Below are 22,431 nucleotides of genomic sequence, written 5' to 3' on the forward strand. Positions count from 1 at the left end.
TATGGATTTAGAGCAGCTAACGAAGCGCGGGATTAAATTGATTGCCGATTGGCTCGTCACGAAACTTCTGGCAGCGATTTGGCCTTATGTCCTGATCATATGTGCTCTATTGATTGTCTGTGTAATAGCCTTTTACGCTATGTTTGAAATGCCAAGAGAGTCCATTCTAGGAGCCTACTCTGATCAAGATCAGATTCAGGCTCTTTATTTTGGATCGAAAGAAGAGCAGGAGGATGCGATTGCGGAGTATCAAAACGTTGCAGAGGGTTGGAAGAAGGGGCTGAACCAGAATCAACTTAATCAAGTGGACCCCTATGCCTTACCGTGGGGCTGGCTTGCCATTGTAGATAGGCAATTGAATGATCCCTCATTTTTAACTACGTATTCGGAAAAAGAGAAAGAAGTCATTTTGAGGCCCGAACAGACGTTTAAAGAGGTTAGGCCAAAATTCAAGTGGGATACCCGTGAGAAGAAAACCATTACGGAATACTGTGTCCGAGAAGAGGAAGCATGGGTTGTCATTAGTAAAACGAAAGTTGAGCAAGTCGAGCTATTGTTACAAGCAAACACCATGCAGAACATCTATAAGTATGCCTATGAGCCAAGTGTCGTTATAACCAAAAGTTCCTCACCTTGCGGCCCATTAACCACCACGGTTCACTGGTTTTCCATTACAGAAATTGAACTGGTGTTGGATGAAGATTGGATTCCACTACGGCAACTCCTGATTGATCGCGAGGTTAGCGAGTTAGATCAGGAGTTTTTAATGGAATACTGGCTTTCTTATTTAGTGGATGATGAAAGCGAAGGGGGATTTTTGCCTCCTGATGACTGGATACCCTCAGATGGGGATTTACTTTGGCCTGCCCCTGGTTATTCCAAGGTTTCATCCTCCTTTGGGCTGCGTGTGCATCCTATCGAAAAAATCACAAAAATGCACAATGGTATAGATGTTGCTGCTCCACAAGGAGCGCCTGTTCTCGCAGCGAAAGAAGGAACCGTCGTGTATGCCGCTCCGATGGGGACTGCCGGCAATAGCATCATTCTTCGTCATGTAGATATCGAGACTAGATATTATCACCTTTCTAGAATTGATGTTGTGAATGGGCAAAAGGTCGAAGCGGGTCAGAAGATTGGTGAGGTGGGAAGTACGGGGGGCTCCACTGGGGCGCATCTACACTTTGAAGTGCGAGCGGGTGGAAAACCAGTAGACCCTTTAGGGTACTTTGGATATACGGGTTCCAAAGTATTGACCTATAAAGCACTAAATATTACGGCAGTTCAAAAGTGGCTACAAGCTCGAAACTCAGCTTTAGCCGAAGAATCCATTCTACGGATGATTGATCAGGCAGGTAAGGCGACGAACGTAGATCCATATTTGCTTATTGCTATCACGGGAGCTGAGCAATCCTTCGTTCCAGCAAGTCACCCGAAGGCCAGTCAAATCGTTCGAAATCCATGGAATGTGTTCGGTAGTTGGAACAGTGGTAAGGGAGCTACATTGAATACAGGTGAGTCTGCACGTATAGCAGCGCGCACGATCGTGAAGCTTTCCAAAGGGCGGCCTGCGGACGCGAATCCGATTCAGTGGCTTAGCAGCCGTGACAATCCCAATGGATACTATGCGGCAGATACAGAGAACTGGTGGAAGAATGTAAGTTCATTCTATGACCAATTATCTAATTTATAGGATAGAGGAGAACCGCCATGAGCATGAAGTGGTATGTGGCTGTGCTAATGGTGCTTGTTTGTATTTCGTTGTATCCTGTGTCGGTGTCCGCATCGACATCGGATACGAGCGTAGTAGAACGGGTCCAGCAGCATAACACGGAGTTTAACCCGGATCAGTTTGGTAAGCAACTGGAGTCAAAAGGAAATGAATTATTTGGTGTCGCACGGTCAGGAAGCAAGCTCTATATTGGACTAGCCCTGATCATTTTTCTTTGTCTACTCCTTGTAGGAGCTTTCTTCAAGAAGGTTATGGCATTTGCTTTTCTATTTTTGCTCCTTGTCGTGACTGGATTCTTAATTATTCAATTCTGGCCACAGATCATTGAATTCATCATTTCATTTTTAAACTGGCTCCTTGGTAAAGGGGGAACAACGATTGAACCTGCATCTGGTATTTAGCAAGTCTATACTGGAGTCACTCACGGAGGCGCTACGCATGAAGAATTACACGGTTTCCGGCTCGGATGTCACCTTAGAGCAATTCGAGATTGCAGCAACGGCAGGGAAGATTGATGCAAATATCGCGCTAGTCGATGCTGCAATCGGAGTGGCTCATAAGCGGGAGAGCATCCGTCTACTTAAACAAATTCGTGCGAGTGTCCCTGATCTGCGACTGATCGTCCTCATTCCACAAGAGGACGAGGATTGGCGAAGAACACTTGGGATGTATGGTATTTATGATGTGTATACAACCGAACACTTTGCCGTAGAGGACGTGCAGGCTTGGATTGAAACCAAGAAGACCATAGCGGATGTTCCTTCCTTTGGCGTGGAGCGTCCAACAGGTCAGCGTGAGGTGAGAGTAGAAAGCCAGTCTCAGTTCACGAAGGAATCTAGGAGCATGATGCAGTCCATTCAAGCTGCGGTACAGCGATTTACAGGGCTTAGGAGGGTTTCAAGAGTTGAAGAAGATCCACTGCAGGAGGTAGAAGAGAGCACGTCTGTATCTGAAGAGATCATACAGGAAGCACCAAGAGAAGCCACTCCTGATGTAGCTGCTGTCCCACAGATAAAGCCCGTGCCATCAGCCATACCACCTATGTCTCAGCCCTATACGGTGGCTGTAGGAGCTTTGGCGGCCCGTAGTGGTAATACGCACACGGCTATCCAAATCGCATTTGAAGCGGCGCGGCAATACAAAACCGCTTTGGTTGAATATCAGAGCCATAATCGCCCTTCTGATCTAGTCAGTTTTGCTTCTGATTTTGACGGGCTAAAGTTTGAGCGGAAAGGCATCGACTTCTTTCCCAACCGCACTGCTGAGGATGTCATGGAAGTGTATGCTATGGATTACGAAGTGATTGTACTTGATCTTGGTGTCCTGGTGGAACTGACCGAAGGGAAGCCACGATACTTACCTTCAGCTCAGGAGTTTTTACGGAGCCAAGCTCACTATGTAACAATTTCAGCAGCCCCGTGGGACTTGAATCGCTGGGCCCGTCACGTTCAAGATGTACAGATGCTTACGAAACGAGCTTCCATTATCGTCAATTACGCTGACGATGAAATGTACCGTGAGTGCAAAGAACTATTCACGTTTTGTTCTTCACCTTTACTGCTAAATGTGATGATAGCCAATCCATTTACCGATGAGGCACATCTGACAGAAGGGCATTTGAAATTCTGGATAGATGCGGAGCAGAAAGTGAAGAAAAAACGCTGGTTTATCCACTAAGCAAAGCCTCTGCCTGATGTAGTTCGGGTGGAGGCTTTTTTTATAGGTTGAGGGCCAGTGCCTTTCAAGAACCTAGGTAAGAGGAGAGATGTCATGTTTTTACAACGCCATTCGAAAAAGGAGACTCGGCAACCCACACTCAAAGGCAGAATGGTGACTTTGTGGAATCCGTCTGGTGCAGACGCATTTCCACTACTTGAAAAGTTACTTACCTTTGTGAAGAAACGTGAGCAAACGGCTGTTGTGGTCGAATTCCCATGTTTGGGGATTCCGCGTATTGCGTATCAGCTTGGGGTATCCGAACTGGAATCGAAGGAGACAGTGGATCAATTTCTCATCGACTATGATCGAGCAATGCTTCAGGGCATTCATCAGTACCTTTATTCCTTTAATGGTTTTGATGCCCTGCTAATTCAACCTAAGAGCAAGCCAGATACACCGACATTGATTAAGCTCCAACAGCAAAAGACCCTTCAGGAAGTTCCTACGTATTTGAAATTGCATTTATCGGGCTACGACAATATTTTTGTTGTTCTTCAAGGTCAAATGATTCATCCCTTAACCTTCTTCTCGATCCGGGAAACAGATCATTTGGTGTTGGCGATGAATTCGCCCATGGAACTGATTCATGCGTATACGGCCTATAAGACATTGAAGCAGGATTATGGGGTTGTGTCCCACATGTTCAATGTCAATGGCAGTGACCTTCGAGATTTTAAAGAAGAGAAAATGTACAGCCGAGCAGATGATGTTGTAAGCAGATGGGAGGAAGAGGCTCATGATCGGAATCATTAATCCTGCTGAATATGTGCAGTACCAGCGCCCCGATTTGAAAATGCCAAGTGTGCGCAATAAGACGGATGATGAAAATATCAAGGGGCTTTTGGAGAGGACCCAACAGCACTTGATTACGCATTATAATGATGAGTTTGTAAAAGCGATCATTGACGAGGATGCAAGGCAGCGAGTGAAATTCCACATCATGGATTACATTCGGGATCAGCGGGATTTTAAATTCAGCATGGCTATTTCAGAAGTCATTAATTATGTTCAAACGGAGATCACAGAAATGGGTGTGTTACAGCCTGCTCTAGATGATCCGAGCATCAGTAGCATTGAAATTAATGGTCCAGCTGAAGTCATTGTAGAGAGAAATGGATTCCCGGTACATATGACTGAAATTCGGTTTCAGGATGTCGATCATATTTACCGCACCATTGACAAAATGTTAATGCCTATCGGGAAAAGTCTAACAGCGAATGAACCTGTTGTTGATGCCAACTATCGGGGGTTTCGAATCAATGTCATTATGGACGTTACTCGCGGTGGGGTCAGTACCAGGAGTCCCATTATCTCCATTCGTAAATTCCCACCAGATGTTTTTTCGGATGAGGAATGTATTGCTTACGGCAATATTTCATCATTGATATCTAAATTCTTGCAGGACGTTTTGCCATACGGAGTGAGCTGTGTAGTAGCTGGGGGAACAAACAGTGGAAAAACAACGCAATTGATTCGTTTCCCAGCCTATTATGATCGCTTGACTCGTTTCTTCTGCATTGAGGATTCTGAGGAAATGCTGCTTAAGAATAAGACAACCTACCAGGACTATCCGAATATCGCCTCGGTTGTTGTGAAAGAGCATGAGGATGCTCGTAAGTCCTATTTCATACCGAAGCTAGTGAAGACCAGCTTGCGACAAAACCCAGATGTCATCCTGATCGGAGAGGTTCGTGATGAACATGCGGCGCAGCAGTCCCTCGTTGCAGCCAATACAGGGCATATCGTTCACCTGACAATACATGCGAATGGGACACAGGAAGCTGCCATTCGTTTTTTGCAGTTAACAGGTAATAATCCACTTGCAGCTTCTCAAATTGCAATGAGTTTTGATTTGATCTTGTTTCAAAAGTATGAAGCGAGTACAGGAAAAAGGGTGGTTTTTGAGATCGGAGAATTGCTTGGTTTTGAAGGAGATAAACCCGTGATTAATTCGATCTTTAGGTATGATCCTACATTAAGAGCATTTGATCATGTCGGTAGGCTCAGTAAGCTTAAAAGCAAGTTGATAGCAGAGAGTGCTCCACGCGAGGTGATATCCCGTTGGTGTGAGGAGTGATGGCTATGCCCAATTGGATGATGTATATCTATTACTTTGGCTTGATGTTCTTCACCTTGGGATTTTTGTTTCCAAAGGCCAAGGTTGATAAGCCATTTACGCTGAGCAAGTTGCTCGGTTATGAAAAAGTACGAAAAGAAGCCGAAGATGCTGGATGGTCGCTATCGTCTAAAGAGTTTATCAGTATTATCGTGTTTTCCATCATCGTAGTTGCCCTGATAGCTATCTTTATTGGCAACTACTTTTTTATCGCTTTGGGAATTGTCCTTTGCTTTACTCTACCTCGTGCCATTGTGCTCAAGGTGAAACGGAAGATTCGGCAAAACGTTCTTTTTGATTTGCCTGCAAACTTGCGTTTGTTTATTTCAAAGCTGGCTGATTTTCCGAATATCCAAAAGGCTCTGGAGAACGCCTTACCCGATATGAGTGGTGTAACCAAGCCAATTTTTGAGCAAGCATCCAATCAGCTACGTGTGGGATTCCCGTTAGAGAAGGTGCTGGATGACATGATGGTAGAGCTTCGTATACGGAAAATGGAAGACTTCATGGAAAAGTTAGTTTTAACCCAGACAGAAGGGTTCCATGCTCGATCATTGGAGAGCTTGAGAGAAACGGTAGAAGAGATCAGCGAGGATATTCAGCAGATTCAAGAACTTGAGATTGATGCCAAGCGAAAACGAAGGGATTTGTTTCTGATTTCTATCATGGCTTGGTTAATGCCGATCCTTCTATCCTTTCTGAATACTGGGGACGAAAATGTATTTCTGAATACGTCATTTGGTCAGGTTTATATTGTTTCCTTTGCAGCAGCCACACTGTTTTCGATATCTAAAGGCGATGATTTTCTATCGCTGAACCTTGATAAACTTTGAAAGGAGGTGATTGAATTGCTCGTATCAGGAACGCTTTTGTTCGTAGCTATCATGATCATTTCGATTCTCATATTTGCTCGGTTCCTACCGGGATTCGACCTGGAGAAACGATATGCATCTCAAGCTGCTTTGATTGTAAAAAGTAATCAGGAATTGCGTCGTATGAGAATGGACCCGATGACGTTATTTATTGCAGAAAAGTGGATGCCGAAGCTTACGAACCTGCGTCTACCACTGCTAAGTGGTCAACTGCGGCGTATGTATAACCTGCTTGGAAAAGATAACACCTTTGAGGAAGAGCTTGCCGACAAACTGTTAAAATCCATTGTCGGGTGCCTTCCTTTTTTAGTGCTGCCATTTATCTTTAAAATCCCAGCTCTGCTTTTGGCTCTGCCTGTAGTCATCATCGTGTTTTATCTGGCGCAGCTCACAGAGATCAGAAAAGAGTACAAGAAGCGACAAGATGAAATTGTGCGTGACTTACCCCAGCTTATTAGTAAGATGATGATTACCTTGGAAACAGGGAAGTCGTTCATCACAACACTTCAACGGCTGGAAGAAACCAGTGGCCCTCGCATGAAGCGAATGTTGGTTCGATTAAACGCCAATGTGCGGATTATGAAGCTCACTGATGCTGTCGATTTATTTGCAGCCGAGACGGATATTCCCGTGATGAGGGACTTTGCTGCTGCCGTTAAAATCGGGGTGAACAATGGTTATGTTGAAGCGAAGAAGTATTTCGATAATATCAAAGGAGATTTGAAGAAGCTGCGTTTAGCGGCCTTGAAAGACATGACACGAAGCCAGCCGGAAAAAATCAAATATCTTTATTTGCTTAACGCATTCTTTGCGTTTGGCTCCGTTATTTTGTCGTTCTCAACGATTATTTCAGAAATTCAAAATATCTAAATCCATTGGAGGAATTGAAAATGATGACTAAGAAAATGACAGGTTTTATGTTGTGGCTGATGGTAGCGTTCGTAAGTAAAGCTCAAGGTGTTTTAAAAAGATTGAAGGCTCCTCTGCAAAACCAAGCTGGAGCAACCATTATTGAAATTTTGGGATATGCCCTTCTTGCTGTACTGGCAATTGTCTTGGTCTGGGGCCTGCTTTCTGGCTGGCTGCCTAACTTCTTCAATAAAATCACAGGCAAACTGGACAGCATGTCTTAAGTCAAGAATGCTGGGACGGGGCACAGAGTGTCCCGTTTTCTTTATGAAGGAGATGGTATCACTTGAGGAGATTTCGACGTTTGTATGAAAAATTAAAGCTTCCACTTCGAAATCAAAGAGGTGGGATCGCAGGAACCCTAAGTATTATCTTTTCGATTCTTGTGAGTTGCACGTTATTGTACTGCTCGGTTGATTTGTATGGATACTGGAGTCAGCGCCAAAAGCTGGTGATTGGGGCCAATGAGCTGATGGAGGTCATGAAAGCCGAGAGTGGTTACAGTATCAGCAATCGTAGGCAGTTTGACGACATGCTTATCACAATGGGTCTTGACCCATCCAAGGTGACGATCAGTGAGGCAACCCCAAAGACTGTGCAGCGTTGGGAAACTCTCACGTTAACCGTTCAGATGAACTATGAGACGATTGGGCTAAAACCACTAGGGAAAAGTTTGACCCTGCCTATTCATGTTTCAGCAGATGGTCTTGCTCGAACGTTTATTCGTTAAGGGAGATACGACATGATACGAACAATGGCAATGATTATTCTGGCAGCGGTAGGACTTATCTTTATTCGAGATATTGGTGTTACCTATATGGCGTATCTTAAGATCGAAAAGGCAGTTGAACAGTCACTAGATGCAGCCATTGTAGCAGCGACAGAGGACTTGGACAGACAACGTGGTCATTTGCGTTTGGACCAGAATTCAGCTCAGCAGACCATATCCTCGAAGCTGCAAGGCAATTTGAACTTAGATCCTCATTTAAATAATACGTTCTTCCATGGTAGCTCGCTCCAAGTGGGTATTGCGTATGCAGGTGATAAACCACGAATTGAAATGGAGTATCGAACCCATTTGGAATTGGGTGCTGGGAAAATGTTTGGTCTGGATGCCTGGCCCCTAACGGTGAAGAAGAACACACCATACTTAGCAGAATTTTTATGAACGGGAGTGAAGTGATGAAACTGAAACGATGGTGGAATAAAACAACGCGTCGCCTGCTTATATTCATCGTAGCCTTGGTTCTAGCAGGAGGAGCAGTCATCTTGCAAAATCAGATCGTGAAGCAACAAACAACAACAAAAAAGGTCCTTGTACCAGCGATGAATATCGTTCCGTTTAGTCCTGTGGTTGGAAAGCTTGTGCCAAAGGATGTCGTGCAAAGTGAGATTCCAGAGGATGCGATAACTTCTCTTGATGAACTGAAAGGCGAGGAATGGGTCACAGGTGAGATTGGGCTGCCTGCGGGATTCCCTATCTCCAAAACGATGTTGATGACTGCGAAGGATAGCAAATATGGTCAGAGTGTAGAGTTAAAGCAGGGAGAGTTTTTTGTTGGGGTTCAAACGGATCAGGTGCGAAGTGCAGGGGATTTCATTAAACCCGGAACGTTAGCTGATGCCTACGTATATGTAGAAGGAGACAATCAGACTCCATCAAGACTGATTACTCCCGAACAAGATCCATTGCTGAAGGACTTGCTCATTCAAGATCGCCAAAACCAAAATGGCTACAATCCGCAGGATGAACAACAGAATCCGATCCCATCCATTGCGATTGTAAAAACCAGTGATACTAAGGTGGTTGCTGCACTAATTCATTATCAAGAAGAAGGTCGCGTTTACTTTGCACCCACAGGAGTAGATCGTACTCAAGTCGCTAAGATGAACTAATGTACAGGATTAGACCGAAAGCAGGCATTCCATGTGTCTGCTTTTTTGCTTGTCACGAAAGGAGCGTATGAATGAACAGACAGTCTCAGTTTATGAAATGGATAAGCTTATGTGGTTCCTACAGGAAAGGATCAAAGCCAGTCTCACCTTATTTGAAGACGAGAAGACAAATGAATTTACTACTCATTACTTGTATGGTATTGCAGACATTCGGGTTGATGATTCCTCCAGCAAAATCATATGCAGCAACTCACTTATATAATTATGAGCGGTATGAGGCAGTTTCAACACCATACGGTCCTTGGACCGATCCGTATGCACTAGGACTAGCTGCTGATTTTAGCTACCTAGATGGTTCATATTACAGAGGTGGAGGTCTGAGTGTTACAGCGTATCCAACATACTCTTTTAACAGCTCTACTGGTACATACACACTCACAGGTTCGAAACGAGTAGCGTATGTGTCGGGTAACACAGGAGGATTTCGACCTGACGAAACCCCGTATGTACAGCAATTTACGGTAGACAATGGTATTGAGGTGCTAGGATCTCGTGAGAGTAACGAATTATGGATTGCTACAGGGTGGGATACTGATGGTTCCAAAAAGGAGGTATACGGAAGACAGTACATTGCTAAGCCTTCTGGATACAATTATAGTCCTGGTGCCCACATAGCAACAGTACAGGCTCTAAACGGCACTTATCCAGACCATGGAAGAGCAGTAGACGGTTATTATTATGTAAAAGGAGCGATCATCAACAGCTCTCCAAAATTTTTAGCCTGGATTATGAATACTTCGTATTTAGGTCTGAATTCTTCTCCAGCCCAATTCTATTTGAGTGCACGAGATGATGATGGTGATGATCTCACATACACAGCATCTGTTGGTTCGGTGTCCAAGATTGTAACCGTAGATAGCGGTACAGCGTGGTATCCTTCGTTCTCTACTGCTGAGTTACAAGAAGGTGTTTGGCCTGTGACTTTTACCGTGAGTGACGGTTATGGTGGTAGTAGTACAGAGAAAGGAGGATCAATTATCGTCGATAAAACACCGCCACAACCGCCTAGCATTTTGCTTACGGGCGGAGCCGACTGGCAGCGTGGGAATAAGACTGTCACAATTACAGACGGCTCAGATACTGGAGGCAGTGGAGTCAAGGAGACACAGTATCGTATTAATAATGGCAACTGGACTGTGTACACGGCTCCATTTACGTTGTCGGATGAAGGTCAAACCGTCTATGCAAGAACGTTGGACAAAGCAGACAACGTGAGCGCGGAGGTTTCCTCGGATTCCAAGATTGATAAGACTCCACCGACCGCTCCACTCATTCATACCAATCCTCAAGAGGATACTTTTGGAGACGTGGAAATTTCGATTACTCCGGGAACGGATACCCTAAGCGGTATTAAGCAGACCGAATATCGGGTGGGATCATCTTCAGGCTGGCAAATCTATACGGGTCCATTTGTTATTTCTGCTGAAGGCGAGAATCAAGTCTTCGCTCGTAGTATAGATCATGCAGGAAATATCAGTGTGATTGTTAGTGGAACGTCTGTTATAGATCGTACACCACCAACCGCACCAAGTATTACCTTGTCTACCGACAGCTACACCCAAGATGAGGTTCAATTCACCGTGTCGGGTTCTACCGATGCACGAAGTTTCCGCTATGAATACAAGATTGATCATGGAAGTTATAGTGCAGGGGAGCAGGAGACAATTGCTAAGGATGGACTGACGCTCATAACAGCTCGCGCTGTTGATGCGGCAGGCAATACCAGCACGGAAACGACAAAGACAGTACGAATTGACAAAAAAGAACCTGTGATTCGAATTAATCCATCTCAGCGTGGCTGGTCGGCAGATCCTGTTACAGCTACGATCCAGTATGAAGATGATGGTTCTGGCGTCAATCCAGATCGTCGTTACTATAAAGTTACTTCTTCTCAAGAGGAACCTGATAGCTGGGAGTTAGCAAGCAGTAACAGCTTCCAAGTGAATATTACGCAAGAAGGTATTTGGTACATCCATGCCAAGGTGGAGGATAACGTAGGGAACAGTACGGTAGCTAGTTCTTCAGCGATACGCTTGCAGCAATCACCTATAGCACCAGAGCTTTCCGTGCAGTCAATCGGCCTCAATCAAGCTGTCCTTCAGTGGACCCTTCCTAACGGAAATAGCTATACAGACGGCTATGTATACACCTTACACAATCTTACGAATGGACAGACCATGCGTGTCACGTATCCGGGAGATCAGGTTGAGGATACGTCTTTGTCCGCAGGCACGAACTATGAGTATGAGCTGAGTGTGCAAAATCATGTGGGTGAAGCCGTCAGTGAGAAGATCCATTTACTCACGCTGCCTGCTGCACCGACTAATCTGACTCTGAAACCCGTTGAGCGAGATGCGACACAGATGACAGCCAGCTTTGATCCTGTACAGTCTGCTCAGCAATATCGTATCGTGGCTTACAACATGGCCACGCAGCAAGAAGTGTACAATCAGTCGGTGACAGACAATGTATATCAACCTGTGCTGAATTTACAAGCAGGAACGATGTACAATGTTGCTATTTCAGCTATTAATGAAACGGGTGAAGGAGCGGCAACGAATCAATCCATTCTGACATTGCCAGCCATACCAGGAGGATTTAAAAGCGTGTCCATTGGTGAAAATCATGTGGATTTAGCTTGGCACACGGTGACTAGCGCTACCTATTATGTATTGGAAAGAGAGGATACTCCAGTTTCGGAGGCGGTGTATGAAGCCTTTTTGGATACAGGATTGTCCTCGGGGACCGCATATCATTATGGAATTTCTGCCGTGAATCCAACAGGAACTGGGGCATATAGCTATCTGGATGTTCTAACCCTTCCCGGTATGGTCAATGGTCTTCAAGTAGTCAAAGCACGCAGAAATGAGATGCTGATTGCTTGGGATCGTGTTCGGGGAGCTTCAGGGTATAAGATTATTGTGAATGGTGTACAGGAGTATCACATGGATGCAGAGGATCTGGAAACTACGATTCCTGATCTGCCAGCAGGTACGCCAGCCCATATCTCCATACAGGCATTTAATAGTAGTGGCTTTGGTGTGACAGCAGATACCTATGGTTTAACCTTACCTGAGCAAGTGGAAGAGTTGAATGTGATAGATATTCAGGAGCAATCTGCTATTCTTAGCTGGACTCTTGTCTATGGAGCCAGTAAGTATGAGGTCACTATAAACGGACAGTCTTATACGATGTCAGACGTTTCATCAGCCGTTTATGGGCTAAAGGCAGGTAAACAGTATTCTTTTAGTGTCACGGCAGGGAACACTTCTGGATGGGGAGAAGTCAACAAAGGGAAATTCCTCACACTGCCATCTCAAGTAGTCGGATTTTCTGTTGAGCAGCCAGAGGACAAGGGCTTTATATTGTCATGGGAACCAGTGAATAGTGCAGTTCAATATATAATCTATCAAGGTGAAGAGGAGTTGGGTAGAACTACTGAACCACGCTTGAAGATTGTTGATCTCCAGCCAGGAACGAATTATGAGTTCAGGGTCGTTGCGGTGAATTCAACAGGCAAAGGGAAGGCAGGGATTTTTATCTGGCGAACCAATCCAAGCGCAATTCAACAAGGTGATGCTTGGATTACGGACATTACGACTCATAGCGCTGCTGCAGAATGGAAAGAAGTACCCGGAGCTGACTACTACCGGGTCTACCTAGATGATGAACTGCTGGGCGACACAACAGAACTGAATTACGCTTTTGAAGGCTTCAGCAGCTCAGAAGTTCATGAGGTCAAGGTTGAGCCAGTGAACAGCAGCGGATCAGGAGCAGCCAGCTCTGTGACATTTGAAACGTTACCTGATGGTTCATTTTCGGTAGAGGCTAAGCCACAACACACTTCGATCACCATTACGGTTAATGATACGAAGCCAAGCGATGTAATTGTGATTTCTTACAAAGGAGAAGTAATATACAAAGGTAAGGACACTGCTTTTACATGGGAGCCTGTCAAGAGTGGTACCGTGTATGACATTGAAATTTGGACCGAAAACAGTAGTGGAGTAAAAAGTGAAGCACACGTCGTATCCATTCGCACCCTCTCTCGCAGTAATCCCTTAACTCCAGCTAATGAAGCACCAATAAATGAAATAATCCCACCAGTTATTCCAAAACCAATGCCAGTTGTAGAGGAATCCTCTATTCCAGTACAAACCGATAAAGTTGTGTTCAAGGACATTGATCGTGTGTTTAATCGCGATAAGATTCAAGAACTTGTTAATCGTGGCATCCTGAAAGGAACAAGCGATACGACCTTTGAACCTTATCGGGAAGTGACACGAGCAGAATTCACCTCGATGCTTGTAAGGGCGTTGAAGCTTCCAGAGGAGCCAAACGTGCAGCTCAGTTTTGAGGACCTTGAAGATGATGGGTGGTACATTCCTGAACTAAAAACAGCCATTAAGCATGTCGTGGCTCGTGGGTTCTCTGATACTGTCTTTGCCCCGGACAGACTCATCTCTCGTGAGCAGGCATCCAAGATGCTGGGCAATGTTGTGCAGCCGGAGAAATCAGTTGGATTCCAGGAATTCTATCAAGACGAGCAGGTCATTGCAGAATGGGCTAAGACGGAGGTATTAGGATTAACCAGAGAGTCATTACTTCAGGGCTATCCAGATGGCAGCTTTCGTCCTAAGCAGCCTGTAACTAGGGCTGAAGCGGCCGAGATGATATTTAATTTGTTGCAGGATAAAAGTTCAAGAGGGTTTTAGTGAGTTTGGGCTATATCATATGTTGGGATATAGCCCATCTATATCACTTCAAAATAGTAGATGTTTGTAGGTCTAATGCCATGAGGAAAAGTATTAACTTAGTTGCACATATAGAAATTGGAAAAAATAAATGGTATATTCATCCTGATGCTAAATACCTAGAAGAACAGAGGATAGCTGTTACAAGAGATTTAAAGCTAAACCTGTGCTTTATTTATTGTATAAAGGGGATTTGAAAATTGCCATTTCAAAATGTACTCAACAAAATTACAAAGAGGGATGTATTGCTAGATGAAATAGCTCGTCAGAAGGCAGAAATAATGAGTTTAGGAATGAAAGAGCAGCAGTCAGTTAAGGCATTAACAGACAGTCACTTGATAAATAAAGATTTAAAACGACAGATAGATAATTTAAAGAATCTAGTTAGAAACAAAGAAGTTCATATTGAAACATTAGAGAGGATTATTGAGGAAGTAGAGACCAGACTCAATAATAGCATACAAACAGAGGAATCTTACAAAGCCCGATATGGTGAAATAGTTACATATTCAACTTCTGATGAAATAGTTGGTGAATGGGATGAAGACAAAGGTTTCTTTGATCATATTGAAAAAATAAAGGGAAACTCATTCAATTCGCAGCAGCTTTCTGCTGTTCGTTATAGGATGGAGCAGAACCTTCGTATTATTGCTGGAGCAGGAAGTGGGAAAACTGAAACGATTTGTGCAAAAGCCGCATATCTCATAATGATGGAAAGTGTGCCACAGAGTCGAATTTGTATGGTTACATTTACTCGAAAAGCAGCTGATGAGATGCGGGAACGAGTAGAAAAGTTTCTCGGCGAAGAAGGAACAAACGTCTATATTGGTACGTTTCACAGTATTTTTAAATCACTTTTCAATCAACTTATAAAGCGATTCCCTTCATTTGCATCTGTAGGGGTGGTAGGCGAAATAAATAAAAAAAGTACCGAAAATTATGAAAAGTTGCTTCGTAGTCTAATAAAGAAATATCGTCTCTCCGACCTGGACAAGTATGGTGATAAATTGATAAAGGATCGTGTCAATTATTGGACAAGTCTTACCTATAGCCCGACTGAGATGAGAGATTTTGTAGCAATGCATTACAACGGTATTGATAAAGACTCTGAATATTTACTGAGTGAAAGATTTTACGATATGCTCATTGAATTTAATGAAATTCGTGTTAGAGAAAAACTAGTTGTATTTGATGATTTCTTGTTGAATCTGTACTATTCGTTGCAGAAGTTTGAAGCAGCAAGGGAATTCATTTGGTCAAAATTTGATTATATGTTTGTTGATGAATTTCAGGACATAAACCCATTACAGATGGAGATACTGAAACTAATTTGTCCGCCACAGGGGGGAGGTCCAAAACTTATTATTGTTGGAGATGACGATCAGAGTATTTATGCTTTCCGAGGTTCTGATCCAGATTTCATTAAAGAATTTCATGAAATATATTCAACAAAAACTATTGAGCTAATGACAAACTATCGTTCAAAACACAATATAGTTACGGCTGGAAATCGTATCATATCCGAGAACAATAATAATAGAATTTTAAAGTCGATGACTCCTTTTCATGATTCAGAAGGAGAAGCTTTTGTTTGGGCTGCAAATGATGCAACGGATGAAGCGAATTGGATAATAACTAAGGCACAAGAGCTTGGTTCTAAACAGGTTTATCAGGAAATGCCTAACCAAATTAATTATAAATGCTCTACGGTGCTTTATCGTTCCGTTGGTCAATTACAGAACGTCTATCAAGTATTGGATGAGAGAAATATTCCATACGTTATTGAAAGTAAGGAGGATGTTCTAGGGATATTCAATATTTCTAACTTTAAGTATAGCTTCAATAAATGGCTTACTTTATTCCGCACAAATAACTTGACCGATGAATTAGCCTTGTGGAGTCCTATTCTTAATGAACTCGCCAATTCTCATTATATTAGTAACAATGATTTTAATCGTTTTATCCGATCGGCTCGGTCCGAATATTTAATAAATGACTTTTTGCAATTTGTAGAAAAAAACAAGCCTAGAGTGGATACAGCAATTATTAATAAATACTTGTTAGGTCTTATGGAAATTAGGAGTGGACGAGATGTCGAAGTAATTCAAATTGTAGGTTCATTTTTTGAATTTCCAGTTGTTAAGAAAGAAATGACTAAAGAAGAAATAGATTGGATAACTAAGGAAGTGAAGCATTATAGAACGTGGGGCAATTTAATCTCATACTATGAACGATTAAAAGATAAAAGCAAACAGATGAAAGAACGATTGGAGGAGTACAATAAAGGGAAATACAATGCGTTATGCTTTATGACTATTCACAAAAGTAAAGGACTAGCATTTGATAATGTTTTTGTGATGGGTGTGTATGAAGAGGGTTTACCTGCAAAAAAGGCAAAGTTATTAAATTCATTAAACATAACAGAGTGCAAGGAGAAGGCCGAACCGCCGCCGACAATTGAAGAGGAACGAAGACTTATGTATGTTGCAGTTACACGTGCTAAGCATAACTTATATGTTACTTTTCCTAAAACAACGCAGGGTAAGGCTATAAAGCGTTCTAGTTTTATAAAACATTTAGGTCTACAAATCAGAAATGGCTGAGGTATCTTTTATGGATATGACATTTGGCAAGTATAAGGGAAAGAGTGTACATGAAGTTTTTAGCTAAATCGAAGTTATTTCGAGTGGATGAAAGAACAAGGAATGAATAACAAGGAATGAATAACAAGGAATGAATAACAAGGATGAATATCTTTACTATATTGAAACAATTCCTAACTCATACCCTGAATTATTTCTTTGGGATGTAGATGTACGCTCAGGTTATAAGTGTTGGAAATGCAACAAGCCAATGAATATAATGTTGTTATTTAATCCTGAGCTCGAAAACGTGTTTAGAGATGGGTATCCGATTGTTAGTGCCCTTGTACATTGTAAGCCCGAGTCGATCATCCCATTTGCATTGCAAGAAGGAATTTCAATGGAATTGCGATACAGTAAAACCATCGAACGAAAATGTGTTATGCATGTATGTCTATCTTGTAAAATGCCTCAAGGGGACTATCATGTAGCAGATGATAATCATCAAGTTACAGATTTAAAGTCAAGATTTAAGATTCGTTTTGATAAACAGAATGATTCCTGGATTAAAGTAATCTAAAAAGTAGGATTTAATGCCGTCATTTGCTGAATTGCGAGTGGCGGTATTTTGTATTTTATGAGGAGTTGATTAGATGATTGGGAAGTGTGATCAGTGTGAGAATGAGAATAGGAAACTTAAATATGTGTATCATTATGATGATCCAATTCTAGCTATATGCCGTTTTGGTTGTGAAAATCAGAGAAGTATTCCCAGCGCCAAAAATCGAAAAAGACCATTTGAAATAATATCTATTATGCTGCTCTCAAAGAGTTATGAAGAAACTTTATGGGAGGTTAAGGTGAGGGCTGAAAGAAGAAGCAAAACTTTTCGAGTGAGAAGGTATGCAGATGAAACACAATCTTCATTGATTACTTTAATTAAGAAAAGATGTGAAAACTTGAATCAAGTCGCAAATTTAAATGTAGACATATATCTTAACTAATCTACATATTTCGACATATACTTATTAAGGCATTTGATATAATAACATATTACAGAAGGGCACTCAAAAAAGAAGTACAAGGAGATTCTATATAATGCAATTTTTTAATAACAATTTGACACGCAAACAGAAGTTAATATTATTCATTGTTGGTAGTATTATATTAACAATAGCAATATATTATTTAAACGAGCTTACAAATGATTATGTTTTAGATGTAGGATCAGCAAACTTTTACTACAATACTCTAAGAATTGGAGCAGCAGCTTTGGCAGCAATTATTGGAGCTCTGATGATAATAGTTATTTTAGAGTTCAGAAATAATTTAATATTCTATACTAGTATAATTAGTCTTCTAGTTGGGTTGAGCTTTTATAATGGAGTTACACGAGCAATACTACTATCTATAATCGTTGGCTTTGCTCTATTGTGTCTCCTAGCTATATTTTTTAAATTATATAGCACAGTAACTACAATGAGTATCCTTTTTCTTGTATGCCTATTATTATTTATAGTTATTGTTAATACACTAAATAGATTTGGAGTTACTCTTTCAATTTCTCCCTATATACTAATATATGTAACTATTACTCTCTTTTTAATAGCGTATCAATTTTTAGGAGTTTGGATAAACCGTTTTTATATCTCTGTAATCATGCAGAAACCTACAATTGGTGAAACATATAGTGTAGAAACATTAAAATCACATATAAATTTAATATACGTTGTCGGATTTATTTTTATAAATGCCACTGGGGTGTTATATATCCAAGAAGATTTCAACTTTTATAATATAGTGAACAATTGTTTTTTAACCGCTATCGCACTTAATCAAATCAGATGGTCAAGCATTAGTTGGTAATTATTTGGGTTCTTAATCTTCCTACTCAAGACAAACCCGCACCTATAATAGATTTAGATTAATATACATATATGCTAACCGTCTTCAAATGAGACGGTTATTTATCATTCGCAAACCAAACTGGCATCTGAAATCTAAACAACTAAGATTGGGCCAAGTGAAACACTCAAATTACAATTAACCTCCATTTTTCGACATATTATTCATAAGTCTTTTGGTACTATAAATACAGGTAAATAGTCTCTTTATTTAGAGGCTTTATGCCAGGAGGAATTTACTGTCAGTCACGTATGAAAATCGTTCTTGAGAAACTGGTGTGCATCGAGAGGCGAACCTATGTTTGTGTGTTTTTTGAAACAATGATAATATGGAGGAGATATAACATGAGTAATGATGTGATTCAGATTGTGAAATTTTCTGATTTGAATGTTTCGAATCCTTTTTTTGACTCTTTAAAAGATGCCTATGACGGCTTTACTGCTTGGTTTGAAAAGAAGTCACTTGGAGAAGAAACTGTATATATTCTGCAGGATCAAGAGAAATTACTAGGTTTTTTGTATTTAAAAGAAGAAGATGAGGAAGATACAACTATAGACCCACCATTACACAAAAAAAGGCGCTTGAAAATAGGTACATTTAAAATTATGGCCCATGGCACAGTCTTAGGAGAAAGATTTCTTGGGATTATTCTGAAAAAGATGATTGAAGAATCTTTTGAAGAAACGTACGTTACTTTATTTGATGAACAGAAGGGCCTAATTAAACTTTTTGAGAAATTTGGGTTTCTTTTCTGGGGAAAGAAGGAAAATGGAGAATTAGTCTATAATAAAATATTAAAAGAGCAGAATGATATTTTCAAGGATTTCCCTAGAATAACGACACATGATACCAGTAAGTACTTATTATCTATTCTTCCTGAATATCACACTAAGTTGTTTCCTTATTCTAAGCTAAATACAGAAAAAGAGCATAAGATCGAAGATTTGTCTTTCACTAACACGGTGCAAAAAGTATATCTAACTAAAATGTCTGGCACGGGAAACCTTAAACCCAAAGATAATATTGTGATTTATAGAATGAAAGATGTTGGGAAAAAGGCCGAGTATAGCTCAGTTGCTACTTCTATCTGTACAGTTGTTGAAACAAGAAGAATTGAGAGTTTTAGAACTCTACAAGATTTCCTTGATTATTGTGGAAAAGGTGTAGTTTTTTCTGATAAGGAATTACGAAGTTTTTGGGCAACAAAGAGATATCCTATAATTATAAAAATGCTGTATAATTTCTCTTTGAATAAAAGAATAATTAGACAAAGACTGATTGAGGAAGTAGGACTAGAGAGAAATGCTTATGCTGGATTTATGCAGTTAACGGATTCTCAGTTCAATAAAATTATGGAGTTAGGTGAGACTGATGAAAGTTTTATTATCGATTAAGCCTGAATTTGTTGCAGAGATCATATCGGGGAATAAAAAATTCGAGTATAGAAAAAGTATTTTCAAAAGAGATGATATTTCTACTGTTGTTGTATATGCTACTAAACCTTTTGGAAAGGTAGTTGGTGAATTTGAGATAGAGAAGATACTGGAAGATAGCCCATATAAAATTTGGCAAAGAACAAAGAAACATTCTGGTATAAATAGAAGTTTCTTTAACGAATATTTCAGGGATAAAGAAAAAGGTTATGCGATACAGATCAAAGACTTTATAACCTACGAAACACCTTTGGAATTGAAAGATATTGATGAGGGGATAAGAGTTGCCCCTCAATCCTTTTGTTATATTAGAGAAGCATCACTATGAACGATTACATTTTATTCACTGGCATTCATGGAGCAGGTAAATCGTTTCTTACAGCAGAGCTAAAGAAATCTTTGGAGTTCGATGTATATGCAATTAGTGATTTAATTAGAAAAGCGGGAACTAGGATAGATAGCGCAAATAAAAACACATCTGATCCACTTGCTAATCAGATATTGTGGAAGAAAGAACTAAATGATATTAAATTCGACAAGAAATTTTTAGTGTTAGATGGTCATTTTTGTTTATTGGACAAATCTCGATCAGTTATTGTTTTACCAGAGGACACTTTTCTCGGAACAAAATTAAAAAAAATAGTACTAATTACGCACGAGCCTTCAGTAATAAAAGACAGACTTTTTAAAAGAGATGGTGTAGACTATCCACTAGAACTTATAAACGACTTCCAACAAAGTGAAATTAATGCTGCTTCAAACTTTTCTGAAAAGTATAAAATCCCTCTTTTTGGTTATCATAAAAACGTGTCGATCACTGAACTTGTGAAATTTATTAATTATTGATTTTGAAAGGATCTTGAGTATGGAACATCAATTAAAAATCAATAAGGAGTTCTTTGATCCAGTTTTAAAAGGAATAAAGACATTCGAAATTAGATACAATGATCGCAATTTCAATGTTAGAGATATGATTTTCCTGAATGAATGGGATCCCTTTAGAGAATTGTATACTGGGAGAAAAGTTAAAGGGGAAATAACGTATATTACAGATTATGAGCAGAAAGAAGATTACGTAGTTTTTAGTTTTATATTACTTCATTAGGTCAGGCGTGTATTTGGATAATGAGAAAGCCGTCTATTTAGACGGTTTTTTTGCATTGAATTTTTAACGAATTTAAAGTGGCGAATGTGTTGTTTATTAGTCGATATAAAATAATGAGCTCACTAATTCAAGTAACTATTTATAAAATATTGTAACTGGAGGAGTAGTGTGAAAAAACGTAGACAATTTATATGAAAGCGAACAAATGATCTTGCTTTTTGAAAGTTTAAGGAATATAATGGAACCAAGCAAGAAAGCAAGTATTTAAACTTAATAGAATTCTAACGAAAATAACCCCTGTAAAGGGGCTGTTTTTAGTTTAGGGGTATTTTAAACACGCTTTTGTTAGCACTACTTCTTAAAATTACACTCAACCAGATATGACTTGATGACAATGGTATACCCATACCCATAATAATCGATGAGGTGAAGAAAATGTTGAAGAAGAAACTGTCTCTTGCATTAATGTCTGCTCTGATGCTGTTTGGTGTTGCCGCCTCTGTATCTGCAGCTCAAAAGGTAAACGTTCAGGTGGATGGTAAGAATGTGATTTTCCCAGACGCCAAGCCTTATGTTGAACAAAACCGGGTGCTGATCCCAGTGAGATTCGTCAGTGAATCACTCGGTGCTAAGGTTGACTATAAGAAAGAAACGACTGGTAACAAGGTGAATCGTACTATCGTCATTACCCAGGCTGATAAGACGGTTCACATGAATGTGAATAGTGACAAGGTGCTGGTAGGGGATAAGATCATCACACTCGACGTTCCGGCTCGCCTGCAGCAGGAACGTGTATATGTCCCGCTGCGATTCGTATCTGAAGCATTAGGAGCTTCAGTGGACTGGAACAGCAGCAAGAGTCTGGTGAGCATTAGCACAGGCGCTGTAGTCACCGATCCGGAGCCGGTTCCAGATCCTAAGGATGAGTTTGGATGGAAGCTTGGATACACTGATCTGGCGAAAGAACTGTTTGTGAACAATGCCAAGGTGTCTGATGGTAAGTTTACGATTACGATTCCGAAGGATGCCACGGTCAGCTATTATCCCAAAAATAGTTTAAAAAAGACTGTTCTCACTCCAGGTAAGCAATATACGTATAAATTAGAAGAAGGGCAAGGTTCTCTTTCAATTGATTTAATCTATCCGGGAAAACCTGAATCAGAGGGTTACGCTATTTTCCTTGATGGCAGAGGGAATGAAATTGATGGAACTCAGAACGGTGTTATTCAAGATGTTGTCGTGTCTGGATTCAATGGTACATGGAATGCTGAAGCGACGCTTAGTGATGTAATCCAACTTGCTAAATCGCTATAAAAATCAATAATGAGTGACAAGGGAACTGCTAATTCTG

General features: G+C 40.8%; 21 protein-coding genes. All 21 read left to right on the forward strand.

Annotation, left to right across the window (positions count from 1 at the left end; genetic code table 11):
- The first annotated feature begins 1 nt into the window (after position 1).
- Positions 2 to 1,690, forward strand: a complete 1,689-nt coding sequence (locus K331_RS31215; RefSeq protein WP_051290020.1) for a M23 family metallopeptidase — start codon at positions 2 to 4, stop codon at positions 1,688 to 1,690.
- A 17-nt stretch (positions 1,691 to 1,707) separates the two neighbouring features.
- On the forward strand, positions 1,708 to 2,130 hold the full coding sequence (locus K331_RS0125010) for a hypothetical protein (protein WP_028592388.1): 423 nt from the start codon (positions 1,708 to 1,710) through the stop codon (positions 2,128 to 2,130).
- On the forward strand, positions 2,108 to 3,406 hold the full coding sequence (locus K331_RS0125015) for a hypothetical protein (protein ID WP_028592389.1): 1,299 nt from the start codon (positions 2,108 to 2,110) through the stop codon (positions 3,404 to 3,406). The genes K331_RS0125010 and K331_RS0125015 overlap by 23 nt, the downstream gene beginning before the upstream one ends.
- A 93-nt stretch (positions 3,407 to 3,499) precedes the next feature.
- Entirely contained in the window at positions 3,500 to 4,201 is a 702-nt protein-coding gene (locus tag K331_RS0125020) for a hypothetical protein (protein WP_156897710.1), read from the forward strand.
- Positions 4,185 to 5,525, forward strand: coding sequence for an ATPase, T2SS/T4P/T4SS family (locus tag K331_RS0125025; protein WP_028592391.1), 1,341 nt, complete (start codon positions 4,185 to 4,187; stop codon positions 5,523 to 5,525). The genes K331_RS0125020 and K331_RS0125025 overlap by 17 nt, the downstream gene beginning before the upstream one ends.
- A gap of 5 nt (positions 5,526 to 5,530) precedes the next feature.
- Positions 5,531 to 6,397 carry a type II secretion system F family protein gene (locus K331_RS0125030; RefSeq protein ID WP_028592392.1) on the forward strand — a complete coding sequence of 289 codons (867 nt, stop codon included), beginning with the start codon at positions 5,531 to 5,533 and terminating at the stop codon, positions 6,395 to 6,397.
- A gap of 15 nt (positions 6,398 to 6,412) precedes the next feature.
- Positions 6,413 to 7,306: a hypothetical protein gene (locus tag K331_RS0125035; RefSeq protein WP_028592393.1), complete on the forward strand. Its 894-nt coding sequence runs from the start codon at positions 6,413 to 6,415 to the stop codon at positions 7,304 to 7,306.
- 20 nt (positions 7,307 to 7,326) lie between these two features.
- Positions 7,327 to 7,569 (forward strand): hypothetical protein, encoded by a 243-nt coding sequence (locus K331_RS0125040; RefSeq protein WP_028592394.1) that lies wholly within the window; start codon positions 7,327 to 7,329, stop codon positions 7,567 to 7,569.
- Between the two features lie 62 nt (positions 7,570 to 7,631).
- Positions 7,632 to 8,075 carry a DUF4320 family protein gene (locus K331_RS0125045; RefSeq protein WP_084165564.1) on the forward strand — a complete coding sequence of 148 codons (444 nt, stop codon included), beginning with the start codon at positions 7,632 to 7,634 and terminating at the stop codon, positions 8,073 to 8,075.
- A gap of 12 nt (positions 8,076 to 8,087) precedes the next feature.
- The gene (locus tag K331_RS0125050; RefSeq protein WP_028592396.1) at positions 8,088 to 8,513 is read left to right on the forward strand and encodes a hypothetical protein; all 426 of its coding nucleotides are present in this window, start codon (positions 8,088 to 8,090) and stop codon (positions 8,511 to 8,513) included.
- A 14-nt stretch (positions 8,514 to 8,527) separates the two neighbouring features.
- Complete coding sequence (locus tag K331_RS0125055) at positions 8,528 to 9,241, forward strand: CpaB family protein (RefSeq protein WP_028592397.1); 714 nt, start codon at positions 8,528 to 8,530, stop codon at positions 9,239 to 9,241.
- Between the two features lie 461 nt (positions 9,242 to 9,702).
- The gene (locus K331_RS30510) at positions 9,703 to 14,016 is read left to right on the forward strand and encodes an OmpL47-type beta-barrel domain-containing protein (protein ID WP_051290021.1); all 4,314 of its coding nucleotides are present in this window, start codon (positions 9,703 to 9,705) and stop codon (positions 14,014 to 14,016) included.
- Positions 14,017 to 14,255: 239 nt separating this feature from the next.
- Complete coding sequence (locus tag K331_RS30515; protein ID WP_051290022.1) at positions 14,256 to 16,658, forward strand: ATP-dependent helicase; 2,403 nt, start codon at positions 14,256 to 14,258, stop codon at positions 16,656 to 16,658.
- Between the two features lie 16 nt (positions 16,659 to 16,674).
- Positions 16,675 to 16,725, forward strand: coding sequence for an exodeoxyribonuclease X C-terminal domain-containing protein (locus tag K331_RS33180; RefSeq protein WP_404821528.1), 51 nt, complete (start codon positions 16,675 to 16,677; stop codon positions 16,723 to 16,725).
- 565 nt (positions 16,726 to 17,290) lie between these two features.
- The gene (locus K331_RS0125080) at positions 17,291 to 17,641 is read left to right on the forward strand and encodes a hypothetical protein (protein WP_028592400.1); all 351 of its coding nucleotides are present in this window, start codon (positions 17,291 to 17,293) and stop codon (positions 17,639 to 17,641) included.
- Positions 17,642 to 17,735: 94 nt separating this feature from the next.
- The gene (locus K331_RS0125085) at positions 17,736 to 18,503 is read left to right on the forward strand and encodes a hypothetical protein (RefSeq protein ID WP_028592401.1); all 768 of its coding nucleotides are present in this window, start codon (positions 17,736 to 17,738) and stop codon (positions 18,501 to 18,503) included.
- A gap of 383 nt (positions 18,504 to 18,886) precedes the next feature.
- The gene (locus tag K331_RS0125090; protein WP_028592402.1) at positions 18,887 to 19,936 is read left to right on the forward strand and encodes a GNAT family N-acetyltransferase; all 1,050 of its coding nucleotides are present in this window, start codon (positions 18,887 to 18,889) and stop codon (positions 19,934 to 19,936) included.
- A complete protein-coding gene (locus K331_RS0125095) occupies positions 19,914 to 20,303 on the forward strand; it encodes an ASCH domain-containing protein (protein ID WP_028592403.1) in 390 nt (129 codons plus the stop codon). The genes K331_RS0125090 and K331_RS0125095 overlap by 23 nt, the downstream gene beginning before the upstream one ends.
- Positions 20,300 to 20,821 carry an ATP-binding protein gene (locus K331_RS0125100; protein ID WP_036635736.1) on the forward strand — a complete coding sequence of 174 codons (522 nt, stop codon included), beginning with the start codon at positions 20,300 to 20,302 and terminating at the stop codon, positions 20,819 to 20,821. The genes K331_RS0125095 and K331_RS0125100 overlap by 4 nt, the downstream gene beginning before the upstream one ends.
- 19 nt (positions 20,822 to 20,840) lie before the next feature.
- Entirely contained in the window at positions 20,841 to 21,080 is a 240-nt protein-coding gene (locus K331_RS0125105; protein WP_028592405.1) for a DUF3850 domain-containing protein, read from the forward strand.
- 435 nt (positions 21,081 to 21,515) lie between these two features.
- Positions 21,516 to 22,394: a copper amine oxidase N-terminal domain-containing protein gene (locus K331_RS0125110; protein WP_036635740.1), complete on the forward strand. Its 879-nt coding sequence runs from the start codon at positions 21,516 to 21,518 to the stop codon at positions 22,392 to 22,394.
- Positions 22,395 to 22,431: the final 37 nt, after the last annotated feature.

The organism is Paenibacillus massiliensis subsp. panacisoli DSM 21345 (genome assembly GCF_000426545.1).
GTDB classification, from domain to species: domain Bacteria; phylum Bacillota; class Bacilli; order Paenibacillales; family Paenibacillaceae; genus Paenibacillus; species Paenibacillus panacisoli.

Coding starts and splice junctions, on each gene's coding strand:
- K331_RS0125010 (WP_028592388.1), top strand. CDS start 1,708: ATGAGCATGAAGTGGTATGTGGCTGTGCTAATGGTGCTTGTTTGTATT.
- K331_RS0125085 (WP_028592401.1), top strand. CDS start 17,736: ATGCAATTTTTTAATAACAATTTGACACGCAAACAGAAGTTAATATTA.
- K331_RS0125050 (WP_028592396.1), top strand. CDS start 8,088: ATGATACGAACAATGGCAATGATTATTCTGGCAGCGGTAGGACTTATC.
- K331_RS0125025 (WP_028592391.1), top strand. CDS start 4,185: ATGATCGGAATCATTAATCCTGCTGAATATGTGCAGTACCAGCGCCCC.
- K331_RS0125020 (WP_156897710.1), top strand. CDS start 3,500: ATGTTTTTACAACGCCATTCGAAAAAGGAGACTCGGCAACCCACACTC.
- K331_RS0125030 (WP_028592392.1), top strand. CDS start 5,531: ATGCCCAATTGGATGATGTATATCTATTACTTTGGCTTGATGTTCTTC.
- K331_RS0125105 (WP_028592405.1), top strand. CDS start 20,841: ATGGAACATCAATTAAAAATCAATAAGGAGTTCTTTGATCCAGTTTTA.
- K331_RS0125090 (WP_028592402.1), top strand. CDS start 18,887: ATGAGTAATGATGTGATTCAGATTGTGAAATTTTCTGATTTGAATGTT.
- K331_RS0125100 (WP_036635736.1), top strand. CDS start 20,300: ATGAACGATTACATTTTATTCACTGGCATTCATGGAGCAGGTAAATCG.
- K331_RS0125080 (WP_028592400.1), top strand. CDS start 17,291: ATGATTGGGAAGTGTGATCAGTGTGAGAATGAGAATAGGAAACTTAAA.
- K331_RS0125055 (WP_028592397.1), top strand. CDS start 8,528: ATGAAACTGAAACGATGGTGGAATAAAACAACGCGTCGCCTGCTTATA.
- K331_RS0125110 (WP_036635740.1), top strand. CDS start 21,516: ATGTTGAAGAAGAAACTGTCTCTTGCATTAATGTCTGCTCTGATGCTG.
- K331_RS0125040 (WP_028592394.1), top strand. CDS start 7,327: ATGATGACTAAGAAAATGACAGGTTTTATGTTGTGGCTGATGGTAGCG.
- K331_RS31215 (WP_051290020.1), top strand. CDS start 2: ATGGATTTAGAGCAGCTAACGAAGCGCGGGATTAAATTGATTGCCGAT.
- K331_RS0125095 (WP_028592403.1), top strand. CDS start 19,914: ATGAAAGTTTTATTATCGATTAAGCCTGAATTTGTTGCAGAGATCATA.